Below are 14,451 nucleotides of genomic sequence, written 5' to 3' on the forward strand. Positions count from 1 at the left end.
TCGTTTTATATACGAACAGACCTCGAAGATTCGGGGTCTTTCGTTTATGTAGAGCAATAATGGAACTTTATATATAAAGCAGCCGTAAAGGAGTAATAAAATTATGCGGGAAAAGCTGACAAAGAGCGATGTAGAGAAAATTCGGGAAGAGATTGAACATCGGAAATTGGTAGAAAGAAAAGAATTGATTGAAGCGGTAAAAGAAGCGCGTTCTCATGGAGATTTAAGTGAAAATTTTGAATATCATGCGGCAAAAAAAGAAAAAAACAGAAATGAAAGTCGAATCCGTTATCTGGAAAGAATGTTAAAAACTGCGGTGATCGTAGAAGATGAATCTAAAGAAGATGAAATCGGACTTAATAATACGGTAGAGGTGTACTGTGAAGATGATGAAGAAGTGGAGACGTACCGGATTGTAACATCAGTCAGAGGAAGTTCCCTGAATGGTCTTGTAAGTATTGAATCGCCGCTTGGAAAAGCTCTTCTTGGACATAAAGAAGGAGATCGTGTTTTTATAAAAGTAAATGATGATTTCGGATATTATGTTATTGTGAAAAAAGTAATCAAGACGCAAAGTGAAGATGAGGATCACATCCGAAGTTTTTAAACTTTTTTTGGATGAGGGGAAAAAGGATAATAAGCATTTTTTAGAATTTTTTAGAATATGGAAAACATCAATAAAATTGATTTTCAGAGGGAAAAAGAATGAAATACAAGACGATATTTTTTGACTTGGACGGAACAATTACGGATTCCGCGCCGGGAATCATGAATAGTATTAAATATGCACTTGAGAAAAATCATCTTCCGATGCTTTCGGAAGAGCAACTCCGAAGCTTTATCGGACCGCCGCTGCGCGGACAGTTTTGTAAAGTTTGTGGTCTTGCGGATGAAGAAAGTGCGAGGATGGTTGAAGATTATAGAGAGTATTACCGTGACAAAGGGATTTTTGGAAATAATGTATATGACGGCGTGATCGAGATGTTGGAAAAACTGAGAAAAAAAGGATTTCGTTTAGCGATTGCAACATCAAAACCGGAGATGTTTGCAAAGCAGATTGCGGATTATTTTGGGTTTTCCAAATATTTTGACTTTATCGGCGGAGCCTGTATGAATGAAAGCAGGACAGATAAATATGAAGTGATAGAATATGTGATTGAGAGCTGTAACATTACAGACAGAAATGAAGTAGTCATGGTAGGGGATCGCTCTCATGATATGATCGGAGCAAAGAAAGCGGGACTGCACAGTATAGGCGTGTTGTATGGATATGGATCGAAAGAAGAATTGGAACAGTCGGGAGCGGAAATGTTAGTGGAAGTGCCGGAACAGATTGTCTCCTTGATGGAAGTTTGATTAAAACACTACATGTTGTATATAAGAGGAACAGATGATTTTTTAATAAAACGGCAGAGATGCGGGAGGTAAAACGATTTCCTACATCTCTGCCGTTTTTCGAGCTCTGTAATATTGTTTACATTGACTGATTTTCTTTTTCCATATTTTTAAAGGCAGTGGAAAGCATCAGTTTAATTCGGTTTAATTGGTTCACTTCGCTTGCGCCGGGATCGAAATCAATGGCGACAATATTTGACTGCGGATGGAGCCGGCGAAGTTCTTTGATCACACCTTTTCCTACGACATGGTTTGGAAGACAGGCAAACGGCTGCGCGCAGATAATATTTTGAGCGCCGTTTTCAATCAGTTCAAGCATTTCTCCGGTCAGAAACCATCCTTCTCCTGTCTGATTCCCAAGCGATACGATATCAGATGCCATTTCTGCTAAATGTTCGATTTTTGCAGGAGGTGAAAAATGTTTGCTTTCTGCGAAGGCTTTTGTGGCAGGAGACCGAAACCATTCAACCGCCTGAACACCGAGACGTCCTGCAAGTGCTTTTGACTTCTTCATCCCGAGATGAGAGACTTTGAAGTTTTGGTTATAAAAACAATATTGCAAAAAGTCTGCAAGATCAGGAACAACAGCTTCTGCGCCTTCTGCCTCTAGCAGTTCAACAAGATGATTATTGGCTGCCGGCAGAAATTTCACAAGTATTTCCCCGACAATTCCGACGCGGGGTTTTTTGATATCCAATATTTCGATCGAATCAAAGTCGTGAATAATGTCCCGGCAAAGCTTTTTGAATTTGTGCCGGGAAGGATATCCTTTTGAAACAAAGTCTTTGCAGATCTTTGCCCATTTGCGATGAATCTGATCAGTTGTTCCGGGAACGGCTTCGTATGGCCGCATATGATAGACACATTTCATAAAAATATCTCCGAAGAGAGCGCCGTATACGATACGCATGATAAGGGACGGGGTCAGTTTAAATCCCGGATTTCCTTCCAGGCCGCTTAAATTCAGTGAGATGACAGGAACGTGTCCAAAGCCTGCTTTTTTCAGGGCGCGCCGTATAAATCCGATATAATTGGAAGCGCGGCATCCTCCTCCTGTTTGAGTAATGATAACTGCCACTTTGTCAAGATCGTATTTTCCGGAAAGAAGTGCTTCCATAATCTGTCCAACAACGATGAGAGAAGGGTAGCAGGCATCGTTATTTACATATTTCAGGCCTACATCAACTGCCTGTTTGTTGTCGTTAGGGAGAATCTCAAACCGATATCCGGATCCTCTAAAGGCAGCTTCGAGCATTTCAAAATGAATCGGAGACATCTGCGGACAAAGAATAGTATGTGTCGCCTTCATTTCCTTTGTAAAAGGAACTTTTTCGATTGCTGCAGAGCGGATAGTGCGCTCTGTCTTTTTTTGTTCTCTGACGCGGATAGCAGCCAGCAGAGAGCGTACACGGATACGAGCCGCCCCTAGATTATTAACTTCGTCGATCTTTAAAGTTGTATAAATTTTACCTGAATTTGTTAAGATGTCGGCAACTTGATCTGTAGTAACAGCATCAAGACCGCATCCGAAAGAGTTCAGTTGGATTAAATCAAGGTTTTCTGTTGTTTTTACATAATTTGCCGCGGCATACAAGCGAGAGTGGTACATCCACTGATCCATAACATTAAGAGGCCGTTCAACGGGATGAAGATGGGATACAGAATCTTCAGTCAGTACGGCAATATTATAGGAAAGGATCATTTCCGGAAGTCCATGATTGACTTCCGGGTCGATATGGTACGGTCTTCCGGCAAGGACGATTCCTCTGTTTCCGGTTTCGTTCAAAAACCGGATCGTTTCTTCCCCTTTGCGTCTCATATCTTCCCGGCAGGAAGCAAGTTCTGTCCATGCATCGTGTACTGCGGAATAAATCTCGTTTTTTGACAGTGAGAATTTTGATCCCAGTTCTTCAAATAACCGATAAGCAATGGTTTCTTCGTTTTTAAAAGAAAGAAACGGATGGATGAAGTCGACTTCGTTTTCGATGATCGGATCGATATTGTTTTTTATATTTTCCGGATAAGATGTAACGATCGGACAGTTGTAGTGGTTGTTGGAATCTTCAAATTCATTCCTTTCATATGGAACAGACGGATAGAAAATGTGTTCGATTCCGTTGTTGATCAGCCATTGAATATGTCCGTGAGCCAGTTTTGCCGGATAACATTCGGATTCACTTGGAATGGATTCGATACCGAGTTCGTAAATTTTTCTCGTAGAAGCAGGAGAGAGTACGACACGGAATCCGAGTTTGGTGAAAAATGTAAACCAGAATGGATAATTTTCGTACATGTTAAGTACACGGGGAATTCCGATTATTCCTCGCGTGGCATCTTCTTCGGAAAGAGGTTCATAATCAAAATACCGATGAAATTTATAGTCAAACAAGTTTGGCAGCGTATTTGTATTTTTTTCTTTTCCGAGACCTCGTTCACATCGGTTTCCGGTTATAAATTTTCGGCCGCCGCTGAAGTGATTGATCGTAAGACGACAAGTGTTTGTACATCCGCGGCATTTTGTCATAGTAGTTGAATATTCAAGGGAACGGATGTCTTCAATAGAAAGCATAGTTGTTCCTTTACATTCTCCGTAACGTTCTCTGGCAATCAATGCAGCGCCGAATGCGCCCATGATTCCGGCAATATCGGGACGGATTGCTTCGCAGTCTGCGATTTTTTCAAAGCTTCTAAGGACGGCATTGTTGTAAAATGTTCCGCCTTGAACAACAATATGTTTCCCGAGTTCGGAAGCGTCTGATACTTTGATGACTTTGAAAAGTGCGTTTTTTATGACGGAGTAAGCAAGTCCGGCAGAGATGTCCGCTACGGAAGCGCCTTCTTTTTGAGCTTGCTTTACTTTAGAGTTCATAAAAACAGTACAGCGTGTCCCTAAATCAATCGGATTTTGAGCATAAAGAGCTTCATGGGCAAAATCTTCTACCGTGTAATTTAAAGACTTTGCGAATGTTTCAATGAAAGAACCGCATCCGGAAGAACATGCTTCGTTAAGCTGCACACTATCAACTGTTTGATTTTTGATTTTGATGCATTTCATGTCCTGACCGCCGATATCGAGGATACAGTCTACATCAGGTTCAAAAAACGCGGCTGCATAATAATGGGCAACGGTTTCCACTTCGCCTTCATCTAGCATAAGGGCAGACTTGATCAGCGCTTCTCCGTATCCGGTAGAGCAGGAGTGGACGATTTCAACGTCTTCGGGAAGCTGGCGGTAAATATCCTTGATCGCGGAAATTGTTGTTCCGAGAGGATCTCCGTCATTATTGTGGTAAAAAGAGTAAAGGAGTGTTCCGTCTTCTCCGACAAGAGCAGCTTTTGTTGTTGTAGATCCCGCATCAATTCCTAAAAAAGCTTTGCCTGTATAAGTTGCCAGATCTTTGATCGGAACTTGGTGTTTGCTATGACGGGAAATGAATTTATCATAGTCTGCAGATGTTTCAAATAATGGATCAAGACGCTCTACTTCAAAGTCTAATTGAATTTTATTTTCAAGGCGTTTCTGAAGCTCGCAAAGAGCTGTCGGCGTATCCTTTTTTGAATTTAAAGCAGATCCGATCGCGGCGAACAAGTGTGAGTGGTGCGGAGCGATAATGTGTTCGTCATCTAATTTTAAAGTACGGATAAAGGTTTCGCGTAGTTCTGATAAAAAGTGAAGAGGTCCGCCGAGAAATGCAACATGTCCGCGAATTGGTTTTCCACATGCAAGTCCGCTGATTGTCTGGTTTACGACAGCCTGAAAAATAGAAGCGGCAAGATCTTCTTTGGACGCTCCTTCATTGATGAGAGGCTGAATGTCGGATTTGGCAAATACACCGCAGCGAGCCGCGATGGAGTATAGCGCTTTATAGTTCTTTGCATATTCGTTCAATCCCGAAGCGTCTGTCTGAAGAAGGGAAGCCATTTGGTCAATAAAAGAACCTGTGCCCCCTGCACAGACTCCGTTCATACGCTGTTCTACATTTCCACCTTCAAAATAGATGATTTTCGCATCCTCACCTCCGAGCTCAATCGCCACATCAGTCTGCGGTGCATAGTCTTGCAGAGCTGTTGATACGGCAATGACCTCCTGTACAAAAGGAACTCCTAGATGTTTTGCGAGAGTAAGACCTCCGCTTCCTGTAATGACAGGAGAAACCTGAATTGAACCGAGTTTGTAAAGTGCCCGTCCGAGCAAGTCGGATAATGTTTCCTGAATGTTTGCAAAATGACGTTCGTAGTCTGAAAAAAGGACTTCGTTTTCACTGTCTAAAATTGCAATTTTGACTGTGGTAGAACCGATATCAATACCGAGAGTATGTAATTTGTTTAAGTTCATTGCATTATCTCCAAACTTTAAAAAAATAATGATTTTTCGAAATATTACTATAATGAAAAGAGAACTCTGAAAAAGAAAAGAGTTCCTACCTATTAAATGTATAATACTATTATACGACGTTTTCCATTATACGACATCATTTTTGGAAATACAATCGTGATTATTATGCGGGTTTTCGCTAATAATGTCGATTTATATAGCTATTTTACATAAAGATTGTGTTAAACGTGTGAAAAGAAACAACATATGTTTGACAAACAGATATGTGAAAGTTACAATTAGATAAAAATGTTAAAAGGTGAGGTAATGATTGTTGAGCTGGTTTGACAAAATGGAAAAAAAGGTTGGGCGTTATGCCATAAGTAATTTGACTTTGTACTTGCTTATTGCATATGGAATCGGTTATATGACCAGATTTCTTATGCCGGAACTTCTTCAGTGGCTGACACTGGAACCGGGATTAATACTGAAAGGGCAGATTTGGAGAATTGTTTCGTGGATTTTTGTAGCTCCGGCTGAGAAACCGATTTATTTTCTGCTTATGGTCTGGCTGTATTATTCTTTGGGAACGACTCTCGAACGTACGTGGGGAACATTTCGGTATAATGTATATATTATTTCGGGAATGTTGTTTACTGTGATCGGGGCATTTGTGCTGTACGGGGTGTTGTGCGCGACATATGATGCTGCTTTTATAGGCGGTCAGACGCTGCTCTTAACAGGAAGCGGATTATTTAGTGTTTCTTATATCTATATGTCGATCTTTTTGGCATTCGCGGTAACTTATCCGGATATGGAAGTGTTATTGTATTTTATTATTCCGATCAAAATGAAATGGATGGGGCTTGTATACGGGGTGATGATCTTGTATGGAATTATTTCAGGCAGCATGGTAACGAGAATCGCGATCATTGCATCGATTTTAAACTTTATTATATTCTTTTTATCAACGCGCAATTTGAGCAGGTATTCACCGAAAGAACGGGCCCGCAAGGCAAAGTTCAAACAGCAGTCGGCGCCTCATATGACATATGCCAACGGAGCAAGACATCGCTGTGCGGTATGCGGACGGACGGAACTGGATGATCCGTGTCTTGAATTTCGGTTTTGCTCAAAATGTAACGGTAATTATGAATATTGCCAGGATCATTTATTTACCCATGAGCATGTAAAATAGCAGTTTGTAAATTGCTTATGCGGGTGTTGAGAAAACTTATATCAGATAGATTATAAAGGAGAGAATTGATTGATGAAAAAGACAAAAGTAGTTTGTACAATGGGACCGAACACGAATGACAGGGAACTGCTGAAAAAGTTGATTGAAAACGGAATGGATGTTGCCCGCTTCAATTTTTCGCACGGAGATCATGAAGAACAAAAAAGCAGAATGGATCTGCTGAAAGAACTGCGTCAGGAATTGAATACAAACACTGCAATTCTTCTTGATACAAAGGGACCGGAGATCCGTACGGGAGTATTGAAAGGCGGAAAAAGAATAATGCTCAAGGCCGGAGAGCAGTTTACTCTGACAACAGAGGAGATCGAAGGGGATGAATCAAAAGTTTCGATCACTTACGAAGGTCTTGTGCAGGATGTTGATGCCGGTAGAGTGATTCTTATTGATGACGGATTGATTGAATTAAAAGTTGTTGGAAAAAGTGAAAAGGAAATTTTCTGCGAAGTCATAAACGGAGGAGAACTCGGTGAGAGAAAGGGAGTAAATGTGCCGAATGTAGCGGTTAGACTTCCGGCAATCACAGAAAAAGATAAGGATGATATCCGTTTTGGAGTAGAGCAGGGAATTGATTTTATCGCTGCATCTTTTGTGAGAAATGCAGAATGTGTACTTGAAATAAAAGCATACCTTAAAGAACTCGGTGCGCCATATGTTCCGATTATTGCAAAAGTAGAGAATGCAGAAGGAATTAAAAATATTGATGAAATTATCCGTGCTGCAGACGGGGTTATGGTTGCGAGAGGAGATCTTGGAGTAGAAATTCCGGCAGAAGAAGTTCCGTATCTTCAGAAAATGATTATTCAGAAATGTAATATGAACTTTAAAACAGTTATTACGGCAACCCAGATGCTGGACTCTATGATGCGTAATCCGCGTCCGACAAGAGCGGAAGTTACAGATGTTGCCAATGCTGTATATGACGGAACAGATGCGGTAATGCTGTCAGGAGAGACGGCGCAGGGGAAATATCCTCTGGAAGCGCTTCAGATGATGGTTCATATTATTCAGAATACAGAACAGCATCTCGATTATGAAGGAATGTTGGAAAAAACAGGAGGACATTTAAAAAGCGGTGTATCAAGCGCAATCGGATATTCATCTGTGCTGGCAGCATCAAATCTGAATGCCAAATGCATTATTACACCTTCTGTATCGGGAGCAACGGCAAGAGTTGTATCCAATCTGCGTCCGCGTCAGGTGATTTTAGGTGTGACTCCGAATGAGAGAACATTGCGCAGAATGTCGATTTACTGGGGAGTAAAACCGATTAAATCACAGGCATTTAATACGACGGATGACATTTGCGACGGCGCGATTGAGCTGGCAAAAGTGAAGCAGTTTGTAGAAACAGGAGAGATTGTCGTAATCACAGCGGGAATTCCTTCGCCGAATGTAAAAAAAGAGAGAAGCGCCACAAGTAATATGATGAGAATTGCAACTGTGGAATAATATGTAAAAGCAAAAAATAGGAATCAGGCTGAAGATAAAAATATGAGGAGTGAGAGAAGATGGATAAAAGACCGTTTGTGACAAAAGAGAAGGTCGAGAAAATAACAAAAATATATCCGACTCCGTTTCATCTTTATGATGAAAAAGGAATCAGAGAAAATGTAAAAGCGCTTAAAGAGGCGTTTTCATGGAACAAGGGTTACAAAGAATACTTTGCGGTAAAAGCTACGCCAAACCCGTTTTTGATCGATATTTTGAAAGAGTATGGCTGCGGCTGCGACTGCTCTTCCTATACAGAACTTATGATGTCGGAAGCTCTTGAAATTACGGGAGAAGACATTATGTTTTCTTCGAACGATACTCCGGCGGAAGAATTTATTTATGCAGATAAGCTTGGGGCTATCATAAATCTTGACGATATTACGCATATTGATTTTTTGGAGCAGGCAATCGGTCATGTTCCGGAGACAATAAGCTGCCGGTTTAATCCCGGAGGATTATTTAAAATCAGTAACGATATTATGGATAATCCGGGAGATGCAAAATACGGTATGACACCGGAACAGATTTTGGAAGCATATAAAATATTAAAAAGTAAAGGCGCGAAAGAGTTTGGTCTTCATGCATTTCTGGCAAGCAATACTGTTACGAATGATTATTATCCGATGCTTGCAAAAGTTTTATTTGAACAAGCTGTAAAACTTTCAAAAGAGGCGGGAGTTCATATTAAGTTTATTAATCTCTCAGGTGGAATCGGGATTCCGTATAAACCGGATCAAGAACCGAACGATATATATGCGATCGGAGAGGGAGTTCGGAAAGTGTATGAAGAAGTTCTTGTTCCGGCAGGAATGGGAGATGTTGCTATTTATACAGAGTTAGGACGCTATATGATGGGACCGTATGGCTGTCTTGTGACAAAAGCGATCCACGAGAAAAATACTTATAAAAACTATATCGGTGTGGATGCATGTGCGGTAAATCTTATGCGTCCGGCAATGTATGGAGCGTATCACCATATTACCGTACTTGGAAAAGAGGATGAACCGTGTGATCATAAATATGATGTGACAGGTTCGCTTTGTGAGAATAACGATAAGTTCGCTGTTGACAGGATGCTTCCTCTGATTGAGCGGGGAGATTATCTTGTGATTCATGATACAGGGGCACATGGATTTGCAATGGGTTACAATTATAATGGTAAATTAAAATCAGCCGAACTTCTTCTTAAAGAGAACGGAGAAGTAAAACTTATCAGAAGGGCAGAAACTCCTGCTGATTACTTTTCAACATTTGATTGTTTTGAAATTGGAAAGAAACTTATGAATGTATAATTTTTTAGAATATATTTTATTATTAACGGAAATAGTTTTAAATAAAAGAATTGTTTAGACTTTCTTTTTAAATAGTGGAAAGGGGAAATTATGAAAAAATTACTTATTATGATGTGTGTATTATTTATTATTAATTTAGTAGCTATCATAATTCCTTTATGGAGTTCGGAGAACACAATGATTATTTTATATCGCATGGCTATATTTTGTAACCTTGCAGTATTTGTGCCTTCAATAACTTTAATATATAGAGAGAAAGGGAAAACTCAATAAGAAAATTGTGATATTTTATTTCCGTATGGCATACTCTTTTAAAATGTTTAAAATAATTTGTAAAAGGTTGAGTGAATAAGTAAATTCCATATGTAAAAGTAAATTCCATACAGAAGACTAAATTCGATATTTTAGGGTTTGACGAATTGTGTCAAATCCTTTAAAGTGGAATTTAACCAGATAATAAATGCTTTTCTGCAATAAAAATGTATGCTAATGAGACAACTGGAATCTGCTCTGTAAGACTAAATTCCACTTGTCTGGTATGTGTGATATGGAGCCTTTATCCGCAGATTTGTTTTATTATCTGGTTTTATTTTTTCAATAATGCAGGCGTTAATACGATCTCATCTGCCGGTATTTCAGTGAGAGCAAAAAAATTTAAAAGTTCATGTGGGAGCATGATTTTTGCAAGAGCCATAGGCGACAATCCACCAAGGCTTTGTCTTGGAGTACTGTTGATATGGCTCATCATCAGATTGATCTCTTTTTGCGAGTAATCGTCAAAGGATGTTCCTTTCGGGCATATTTTTCGGATATATTCATGGTTCTTTTCACAATGCGGCTTTTGCCAGGAACACATCGGATCACAATAATAAATACTTGTCCGAATCAGGTTGTCTTCACCACATTCCAATGCATCCGGAATCTGAAATTCACCGCCTCTGTCCGTTAAAATCAGCGAAAAAGCAGAGGCAAAAGAAAAGGTTCCAATCGCATGCTCAATGGAGTCAAATACATTTTTTATATGATCGGATTCTTTGCTGTCAAGAAGATACGCCATCATAAAAGAACATTCGGAAAAGTGGAAAGTGAGTAACACCTTGTGGGAACCTTCACAGCCGAGAACGGTATCCATTTCAGTAACTCTTGTATCCGGGAACTCTTTTAAAAATGCCTGAAAGTCTTTGTAAGTACGACCTTCATAGATTGTTTTATCAACTAATTCAGAAGAGCCGGAAGAACGGAGCTTATATTTTACTTTTTTAGGCAGATCGATATTTTTAACACTCAAAGCTCCGGATTCAATGTAATTGTAAAGCGTTTTTTCTGAGTAAGGGATCTCCGGATGATTCTGTAGGATCATGTAAGGGGACTGCCCCTGCATAATCAGTGGGGAAACCAGTTCATCCAGCCTTATCAAATCTTCAGGAGAAATGTTGATACCAGTTCGCGATTCAATCAGAACGGTTCGATATTCCCTGTGAGCAATCGTGGCTCTATAATAAGCCTTATCCAAACGGCATCCGCTTTTTTTACTGCAAGCATTGCATACAAAGGGAGCTTTATCTAGTTTGGAACAATGATAACTGCGAGGAATGAAATCATCGCAATGGGAATTACAGTGGTTGCAGAGTTTACACATTCTTTTGCATATCGGAGCATAGATTTCACAGATATTCTTTTTTTTGCAGTCTTTTATTAGAGCACATTTATTTTTTGATTCATTGAAGTGGCTATGTTCCTGAATAGTGCGGTGCTTTTTAATTTCTTTGGAGATAGTGGTTGGATCTTTTCCTAACTGTAGCGCAATGCTATGGAGGGAGTTTCCTTGATCCAACCTTTTTTCAATTATAATACGCTGATCCATTGTCATATGCTTTTGATTTCCAGGGATAGATTTACACATAAGTACCTCTTTTCTACTGCGGATAGAAGGTACTAAAATAATATAGGATATAGAAGAAGAGAGTAAGACTAAATTCAGCATGATGGTGGAATTTAGTTTTTCATTTAAGGATAATTTGTAAAACAGTAAAAAAAGCTTGCAATATAAAAAAACAAGTGATATAATAATTCTTGGCTTCAAAAAAGAAGCCATTATGCGGATGTGGCGGAATGGCAGACGCACAAGACTCAAAATCTTGCGTAGGTGACTACGTGTGGGTTCAAGTCCCACCATCCGCATTAAAAAAGGATTCTGTATGACGGTGTTATACAGAATCCTTTTTGTCATATGGGAAATTTTATTTTCGTACGAGGTTACTTGGAATTTGTTTTGTTAAAAGCTTGAAAATCGGACTGAATAGTGATAATACTCATTGTATACTTGTATACAATATTAAAAAGTAATGCTTGCCAATGATGGAATAAAATGTTATGGTAGTTATGTATCAGTGTAGATTAGTATAAATAATTAATAGCAGGGTTAAGGAGGGCCATACACAAGTGATAAAGAAAAAGAAACTACTGATATGCGCACTTTTGATGTCGATGGTAGTAAGTTTTATGCCGGGCATGGAAAGTAATGCTGCAGAGCTATCGGGGGAGGATCAGGTCACAGCGACACTTCAGGATGAAAATAGTCAGCGTCTTGAGGAGACAACGGCTATGGATGAAGATGGAGCAATTTATGAAATTCATGAGGAAAAAGGTATTGTTGCGGAAGGAACGCCATCACAAAATGCAATGTTTTTGGCAAAAACATCCGGGCAGAGTAAAGTAGTCAATTTTAATACAAAAGGCAGCGCTGTAACTTCTTTTACATATGGCGGCGGAAGCGGATATACAAACGGAGCTTATGGTGCAGACGCGGCATATTTAGGTATGACTGATGATGGGAAAGTTCGATTTATGCTGTCAGGAGTGACAGGAACGGTAAATGCTTCAGAAGTTCAGGTTGTGGAGTATGCGGCGGTTTCGGATCATGTAAGTTATTATGCGGTATCCGGTGGAAAACTGATCCATTATATTTCACAAGATTTAAATAAACTTCCGGTTTCTTTTATAAATAACGGAACAGCACCTTCTTATTTAAATGAAGGTGTAAAGTATTACAGCTATGATGGACATTATTTTTATACCGATTATGCAGTGATGCTTTCGGATTATCAAAATAATACAAACGGTCAAAACGCAGTGAATGCAGGGAATGCGTTTTATAACTTTTTCCAGTTTAAAAACATGAGAGAAGCTACAAAATACAGTGGCGAGGAATTGAACGTAATGCTCCAATCGGCAATGAGCGCTGCAGGAGTTGACACAGCTTCTTCAAAATTATCGGGAACAGGACTTTCATTTGTAAAATACCAAAATGTTTATAGTGTTAATGCGCTTCTCTCTATGGGAATAGCAATTAATGAAAGCGGTTGGGGGACAAGTTGGATCTGCCGGAATAAAAATAATATTTTTGGCTTGAATGCGGTGGACAGCGCTCCCGGAATAAGCGCCGATACATATGCGAGCATTGATGATTGTATTCGCAGTTTTATGAAAGAGTGGATGGATGAAGGTTATTTAGACAGCTCGGATTGGAGAAACCATGGAACTTATCTTGGGGATAAGAGCAGCGGAATTAATGTAAGTTATGCATCGGACCCTTACTGGGGAGAAAAGGCGGCTGCCCATGCATGGAATCTGGATTTTATAGGTGGAAATAAAGATTGTCAGATTCAGGAAGAAACGCCAAATGTACCGAACGAACCTGAGACAGACGTACCTGAAACACCGGATGTACCGAGTGAACCTGAAACAAACGTACCGGAAACGCCGGATGTACCGAGTGAACCTGAAATAAATGCACCGGAAACGCCGGATGTACCAAGCGAACCTGAAACGCCGGATGTACCAAGCGAACCTGAAACAAATGCACCGGAAACACCGAATGTACCGGGTGAACCTGAAACAAATGCACCGGAAACGCCGAATGTACCGGGTGAACCTGAAACAGATGTACCGGAAACGCCGGATGTACCTGACGTGCCGAGTCAACCTGAGACAGATGCATCAGAAATACCGGATGCAAACAGAATTGAAACGCCGGGAACGGGAAATGTGCAAAACAGCGGGAATGCAGGAACGGAAACGACACCGGGCGGAACTTCTGTATCAGGAAGTCAGACAGGGACAAAAGAAGAAACAACAGTAGAAACAACAGTAGAAACAACTCCTACGGTAAATCCAGTCAGCGCAACGGTTCCATCTCCTAAAACAGGGGATGAAGGGCAGTTGGCAGTGTGGATTGTTCTTCTTGGAGTATCGCTGACAGCGGGTGTAGTTGTTATCGGAAAGAAAAAGTCCTTATATAGATAAATAGATAAGTATAAAATAATAAAAGCGAAAAGTGAATGAGTGCACTTTTCGCTTTTTGGTTTGCGCGCCATGGGCGCGCTCTAACGGGTGTAAGTCCCGAACACGCCCAGATAGTGGGAAGTGTATAGCTGAACAGCAAGTCCATCGTGAGGTGGAATCTGAAGAAAGTTGTAAGCAAATCTCTGGTCCGACGGACAGAAATCACATATAAGGCTAGGCTGTGAGAGATAAGTTGGCCAAAAGCAACGAAGTCTAATAACTATCACTTTTGTAGCAGCAGAGTAGATGTGGCGGATATATGGAGAGAAAGAGCGTGAACCTTAAGCAGGAGGTCTCACAGAGGTCTCATCAGCCTAGTAACAACGAACTGTGAGAAGTCAGCCGAGCCCATAGCA

8 protein-coding genes and 1 tRNA gene are annotated in these 14,451 nt (G+C 40.3%); 7 read left to right on the forward strand and 2 right to left on the reverse strand.

Annotated features, from left to right (window positions below):
• The first annotated feature begins 103 nt into the window (after window positions 1-103).
• Together greA and ACH9UM_RS03445 are read left to right on the forward strand one after the other, a co-directional pair.
• A complete protein-coding gene (gene greA, locus ACH9UM_RS03440; RefSeq protein ID WP_004846402.1) occupies window positions 104-607 on the forward strand; it encodes a transcription elongation factor GreA in 504 nt (167 codons plus the stop codon).
• A gap of 98 nt (window positions 608-705) precedes the next feature.
• Window positions 706-1,356, forward strand: a complete 651-nt coding sequence (locus ACH9UM_RS03445; protein ID WP_009320471.1) for an HAD family hydrolase — start codon at window positions 706-708, stop codon at window positions 1,354-1,356.
• 118 nt (window positions 1,357-1,474) lie between these two features.
• Here the strand turns inward: ACH9UM_RS03445 and ACH9UM_RS03450 are convergent, their stop codons facing one another.
• Entirely contained in the window at window positions 1,475-5,731 is a 4,257-nt protein-coding gene (locus tag ACH9UM_RS03450) for a 2-hydroxyacyl-CoA dehydratase (protein WP_004846399.1), read from the reverse strand.
• A gap of 331 nt (window positions 5,732-6,062) precedes the next feature.
• On the opposite strand from ACH9UM_RS03450, the gene ACH9UM_RS03455 reads away from it, so the two are divergent.
• From ACH9UM_RS03455 to ACH9UM_RS03465, 3 genes are all read left to right on the forward strand, one after another.
• On the forward strand, window positions 6,063-6,908 hold the full coding sequence (locus ACH9UM_RS03455) for a hypothetical protein (RefSeq protein WP_004846398.1): 846 nt from the start codon (window positions 6,063-6,065) through the stop codon (window positions 6,906-6,908).
• Window positions 6,909-6,980: 72 nt separating this feature from the next.
• Complete coding sequence (pyk, locus tag ACH9UM_RS03460; RefSeq protein WP_004846397.1) at window positions 6,981-8,417, forward strand: pyruvate kinase; 1,437 nt, start codon at window positions 6,981-6,983, stop codon at window positions 8,415-8,417.
• A gap of 59 nt (window positions 8,418-8,476) precedes the next feature.
• On the forward strand, window positions 8,477-9,751 hold the full coding sequence (locus ACH9UM_RS03465) for a diaminopimelate decarboxylase (protein ID WP_004846396.1): 1,275 nt from the start codon (window positions 8,477-8,479) through the stop codon (window positions 9,749-9,751).
• A 586-nt stretch (window positions 9,752-10,337) separates the two neighbouring features.
• Here the strand turns inward: ACH9UM_RS03465 and ACH9UM_RS03470 are convergent.
• Window positions 10,338-11,654, reverse strand: coding sequence for an IS30 family transposase (locus tag ACH9UM_RS03470; protein ID WP_004845211.1), 1,317 nt, complete (start codon window positions 11,652-11,654; stop codon window positions 10,338-10,340).
• A 195-nt stretch (window positions 11,655-11,849) separates the two neighbouring features.
• Between ACH9UM_RS03470 and ACH9UM_RS03475 the strand changes: the two genes are divergently transcribed.
• Together ACH9UM_RS03475 and ACH9UM_RS03480 are read left to right on the forward strand one after the other, a co-directional pair.
• Window positions 11,850-11,932: transfer RNA gene (locus tag ACH9UM_RS03475), tRNA-Leu, on the forward strand.
• Window positions 11,933-12,193: 261 nt separating this feature from the next.
• Entirely contained in the window at window positions 12,194-14,056 is a 1,863-nt protein-coding gene (locus ACH9UM_RS03480; protein ID WP_004846395.1) for a glucosaminidase domain-containing protein, read from the forward strand.
• Window positions 14,057-14,451: the final 395 nt, after the last annotated feature.

The sequence above is a fragment of the Mediterraneibacter torques genome (assembly GCF_044591705.1).
In the GTDB taxonomy this organism is placed as follows: Bacteria; Bacillota; Clostridia; order Lachnospirales; family Lachnospiraceae; genus Mediterraneibacter; species Mediterraneibacter torques.

Bases quoted from the DNA above. Each gene is read 5' to 3' on its own strand.
- ACH9UM_RS03470 (WP_004845211.1), bottom strand. From the start codon at position 11,654: ATGTGTAAATCTATCCCTGGAAATCAAAAGCATATGACAATGGATCAG.
- greA (WP_004846402.1), top strand. From the start codon at position 104: ATGCGGGAAAAGCTGACAAAGAGCGATGTAGAGAAAATTCGGGAAGAG.
- ACH9UM_RS03445 (WP_009320471.1), top strand. From the start codon at position 706: ATGAAATACAAGACGATATTTTTTGACTTGGACGGAACAATTACGGAT.
- ACH9UM_RS03465 (WP_004846396.1), top strand. From the start codon at position 8,477: ATGGATAAAAGACCGTTTGTGACAAAAGAGAAGGTCGAGAAAATAACA.
- ACH9UM_RS03455 (WP_004846398.1), top strand. From the start codon at position 6,063: ATGGAAAAAAAGGTTGGGCGTTATGCCATAAGTAATTTGACTTTGTAC.
- ACH9UM_RS03450 (WP_004846399.1), bottom strand. From the start codon at position 5,731: ATGAACTTAAACAAATTACATACTCTCGGTATTGATATCGGTTCTACC.
- pyk (WP_004846397.1), top strand. From the start codon at position 6,981: ATGAAAAAGACAAAAGTAGTTTGTACAATGGGACCGAACACGAATGAC.